This window comes from Pseudomonas sp., from assembly GCF_035277045.1.
In the GTDB taxonomy this organism is placed as follows: Bacteria; Pseudomonadota; Gammaproteobacteria; order Pseudomonadales; family Pseudomonadaceae; genus Aquipseudomonas.
The window spans coordinates 1-4,056 of the sequence record NZ_DATELE010000114.1 but is presented as its reverse complement, the minus strand read 5'-3'; the positions used below and the strand labels follow the sequence as shown (position 1 = coordinate 4,056).

Genomic DNA, 4,056 nt, shown 5'->3' with positions numbered 1-4,056 from the left:
AGCATCCAAGGAACTCACCCAAGGCATGGCGATATGCTGACGAGGAGGTATCCGCTCGCATAGGAGTGGTGTAATCCGTGAAAATATACCGAGCCCTAATAGATACGTAACACTGATTTTGAAAAGCACATAACATGCTTTATTCACATAATTAGCTTAGAACCAAAAAGCCTTTCCATCCCTCGCCACTCAAGCATATTGTTCTAGCCAGACCCGACCCCACTCCAGGCGGAGGCCGTCCCCCAACGTCCTCTCCAGGAGCTATGCATGACCGAATCCCTTAACCACCTGCTGGCCGAGCTGCATGCCGAACGCCAGCGCACCTGGGCCCCGGAGGCCCTGAAAGTCAACATCGACCAGCGCCAGCGCCTGGTCGACGAGGCCAGGCCCGAAACCTTCATCAAGCCCGGCGACACCCTCAAGCCCTTCGAACTGCTCAAGGTCGAGGGCGGCAGCCTCACCCTGGACGAACTCGTGAGCGACGGCCCGGCCGTGCTGGTGTTCTTCCGCTTCGCCGGCTGCCCGGCGTGCAACATTGCCGTCCCTTATTACGAACGCAACCTGCAACCGGCACTGCGCGAGCGTGGCGTGCCGCTGCTTGCGGTGAGCCCGCAGGTGCCGGATCGCCTGAAGGCGATCAAGGACACGCACCACCTGACCCTGCAGGTCGCCAGCGACCGCGACAATGCCCTCGCCCGACGCCTGGGCATCCTTTACAGCTTCGACGAGGCCTCGCGTCAGGCGGCCCTGGCCAAGGGCCCGGGCATCGGCGCCATCACCGGCACCGGTACCTGGGAGCTGCCGCAGCCCACGGTGGTGGTGATCGGTCGCGACCACCGCGTGCAATTCGCCCAGGTCAGCCCGGACTGGCTGGTGCGCAGCGAGGCGCAGCCGATCATCGATGCGGTGGACGCTGCGCTGGAGGCCGAGCGCCTGCAGGTACGCCACGCCTGAATTTGCCACCCTTCGCGCTTCAATCCGACAGGACCTGAACCATGAGCACACGGCAATTGCACCTTGGCGCCATCCTTACCGGTGTCGGCACCGACCAGCAGGAATGGCTGGACCCGGAGATTCCCGGTACCGCCAGCATCGACATCGACTGGTACAAGCAGCAGGCCCGCGCGGCCGAAGCGGCGAAGTTCGACTTCGTCTTCATCGTCGACAGCCCGTACATCACACCGGACTCGGCGCCGCACTTCCTCAACCGCCTGGAACCGCTGACCTTGCTCTCGGCCCTGGCCGGGGCCACAGAGCGGATCGGCCTGGTCGCGACGCTCACCACCTCCTATACCGAACCCTTCAACGTGGCCCGCCAGTTCGCCTCGCTGGACCAGATCAGCCAAGGCCGCGCCGGCTGGAACGTGGTCACCACCGGGCTTGAAGGCGCCGCCGGCAACTTTGGCCGCGAGCAGCATATCGACCATGGCGAGCGCTATCGCCGCGCCCATGAGCATGTGGCGGTGGTCCAGGGGCTGTGGGATTCCTACGAGGACGATGCCTTCCCGCGCGACAAGGCCAGCAAACGGTTTCTGGACCCCGCCAAGCAACACCGTCTGAACCACCAGGGCGAGTTTTTCTCGGTCACCGGACCGCTGAACATCTCCCGTTCCCGGCAAGGACAGCCGGTGATCTTCCAGGCGGGCGTGTCGGAATCCGGACGTGGCCTGGCGGCAGAGATCGCCGAAGGCATCTTCGCCGGGGTGGACAATTTCGAGGACGCCCGCGAGTACTACGCCGACATCAAGCGCCGCGCCGCGGAGGCCGGGCGTGATCCGCATGGCGTGCTGGTGTTTCCTGGCATCACGCCGATCGTTGCCGACACCGACGAACAGGCACAGGCGATCCTACTGCGGCGCACCGGCGAGCTCGACCTGAACAAGGCCCTGGTGCAACTGGGGCGCCCCTTCAACTATCACGACTTCAGCCAGTACGCGCTGGACGCGCCCTTCCCTGAGCTGGGCGACCTGGGCAGCAATGGCTATCGCGGGCACGCCGAGAAGATCAAGCGCGTGGCGCGGGAACAGGGCCTGACGCTGCGGGAAACGGCGCTGAGGTTTGCCCGGCCCTACACCGGCTTTGCCGGGTCGGCGCAGACAGTGGCCAACGAGATCGAGCGCTGGTTCAGCGAGGCCGCCGTGGATGGCTTCAACGTGCATGTCGGCGCGCCCGCGGCATTTGCCCGGTTCACCGACGAGGTGGTGCCGATCCTGCGCGAGCGCGGGTTGTTCCGGGGTGAGTACCAAGGCACGACGCTTCGCCATCACCTGGGACTGGCGGTGCCTGTGAACCGGCATGCCACGGCAGCGAGCGAAGCGGAAGTTGCCTGAGCAGTTGCCTCAGCTGCTGCCTGACAAAAATGCCTGAGTCGGGGCCGTACGCGGCCCTTGCACACAACGATAATGTTCTCCGTGAGATACCGCCATGAGCCAACCGGCCCCGCGCCACAGCATTGCCCACCTTCCCAGTCAGAACCATCGCCTGCAGGTCAGCGCGCCGCCCGTTCTCAGCGACCCCTTCGCCGAGCGCCTGCACCGCAAGCAACGCCTGGCGGCGTCCTACCGGCTGTTCGCCGAGCTCGGCTTCGAAGTGGGCCTGGCTGGGCACTTCACCGCCCGCGACCCGGTCGAAACCGATCATTACTGGATCAACCCGCTGGGCGTGCCCTTCTCCCAGATCCGCACCAGCGACCTGTTGCGGGTCAATGGTGAAGGCCAGGTGGTCGAGGGCGTTGGTCTTCTCAATACCAGTGCCCTAGAGCTGCACTACGAGCTGCAGCGCGCGCGCCCCGAGGTGGTGGGTATCGCCCACCTGCACGGTTTCCACGGCCGGGTCTGGTCGTCGCTGGGTAAGCTCTTCCAGCCGGTCACCGCCGAGTCGGGCGCCTTTGTCGGCGAACAGGTGCTGTTCGACCGCCACGCCCTGCGCAACGACCAGGGCGGCCTGCTGCAAGACCGCGACCAGGTGGCCCATGCCTTCGTCGAAACCTTTGCCGGCAACAACCTGCTGGTCTGGCAGAACCACGGCTTGTGGACCACCGGCAACACGGTCGAAAGCGCCGCCTGGCGTTTCATCCTCGCCGACGACACCGCCCGCGCCCATCTGCTGGCCTACTCAGCCGGCCAGCCGCGTGTTCCGGCCGTGGACGAAGGCGCGGTCAATCCCGCCCAGCGCGAGCTGTACGGCTGGCTGAACTTCCTGCCGCTGTGGGACCGCATCGTCCAGCAACAGCCCGATCTGCTGGACTGAGGAGCCCATCATGGCGATCAGCATCAACCGCCGCGCCTTCCTGCGTCACAGCGCCATTGCCGGCCTGGCCGCGGGCCTCGCGCCCGTGCTGGCGAACGCAGGCGATGCCCTGCGGGTCTGGCGCTACAAGGGCCAGGCCGCGAGTTTCCTGGCGGACGCGGGCCAGGCCGGGACGCCCTATCCGCTCGAATGGGTAGACGTGCCGGGCGGCGCGATGGTGCTGGAGGCCTTTGCCAGCGACAGCCTCGACTATGCCTTCATGAGCCCGGTGCTGCCGCTGTTCGCCAGCGCCGCCAATAACCCGCTGGTGCTCATCGCCAGCTATCAGGGCGAGCAGAACCGCAGCAGCCTGATCGTCAAGCGCGACGGCGGCATCCGCTCGATCGCCGACCTCAAGGGCAAGCGCGTGAGCTTCGTGCGCGCCACCGACACACATTACCTGGTGCTCAACCTGCTGCGCGCCCGCCGGATGACCCTGGCCGACATCCAGGCTCGGCCAATGCCTGCCCGGGACGCGCTGATCGCCTTCCAGAACGGACACCTGGACGCCATCGTCGCCGGCGGCATCGGCGCGTTCCAGGCGCAAACCGGCATGGACGGCGTGGTGCTTGCCGAAGCCAGCCAGTACCACTGCGGCAACTACCTGATCGCCACCACCGCGCGGGTTCTGCGGCAGCCGGGCAAACAGGCCGCCATTCGCGACTTCCTGCAGCGCGAGAAAGCCACCTGGGAGTGGGTCGAGCATAACCAGCAGGCCTGGGCCGAACGCAATGAAGCGCTCACCGGTATTCCCCGCGCGCTGTACCT

General features: G+C 65.9%; 4 protein-coding genes. All 4 read left to right on the top strand.

The genetic code is table 11. From position 1 onward, the window contains the following. Positions 1-267 precede the first annotated feature (267 nt). On the top strand, positions 268-954 hold the full coding sequence (locus VJS90_RS05110; protein WP_324119682.1) for a peroxiredoxin-like family protein: 687 nt from the start codon (positions 268-270) through the stop codon (positions 952-954). A gap of 41 nt (positions 955-995) precedes the next feature. Next, entirely contained in the window at positions 996-2,330 is a 1,335-nt protein-coding gene (locus VJS90_RS05105) for an LLM class flavin-dependent oxidoreductase (RefSeq protein ID WP_324119680.1), read from the top strand. Positions 2,331-2,424: 94 nt separating this feature from the next. Then, positions 2,425-3,249, top strand: a complete 825-nt coding sequence (locus VJS90_RS05100) for a class II aldolase/adducin family protein (protein WP_324119678.1) — start codon at positions 2,425-2,427, stop codon at positions 3,247-3,249. 10 nt (positions 3,250-3,259) lie between these two features. Further along, a partial coding sequence (locus VJS90_RS05095; protein ID WP_324119675.1) for an ABC transporter substrate-binding protein occupies positions 3,260-4,056 on the top strand: 797 nt, incomplete at its 3' end.

Bases quoted from the DNA above. Each gene is read 5' to 3' on its own strand.
- VJS90_RS05110 (WP_324119682.1), top strand. From the start codon at position 268: ATGACCGAATCCCTTAACCACCTGCTGGCCGAGCTGCATGCCGAACGC.
- VJS90_RS05105 (WP_324119680.1), top strand. From the start codon at position 996: ATGAGCACACGGCAATTGCACCTTGGCGCCATCCTTACCGGTGTCGGC.
- VJS90_RS05100 (WP_324119678.1), top strand. From the start codon at position 2,425: ATGAGCCAACCGGCCCCGCGCCACAGCATTGCCCACCTTCCCAGTCAG.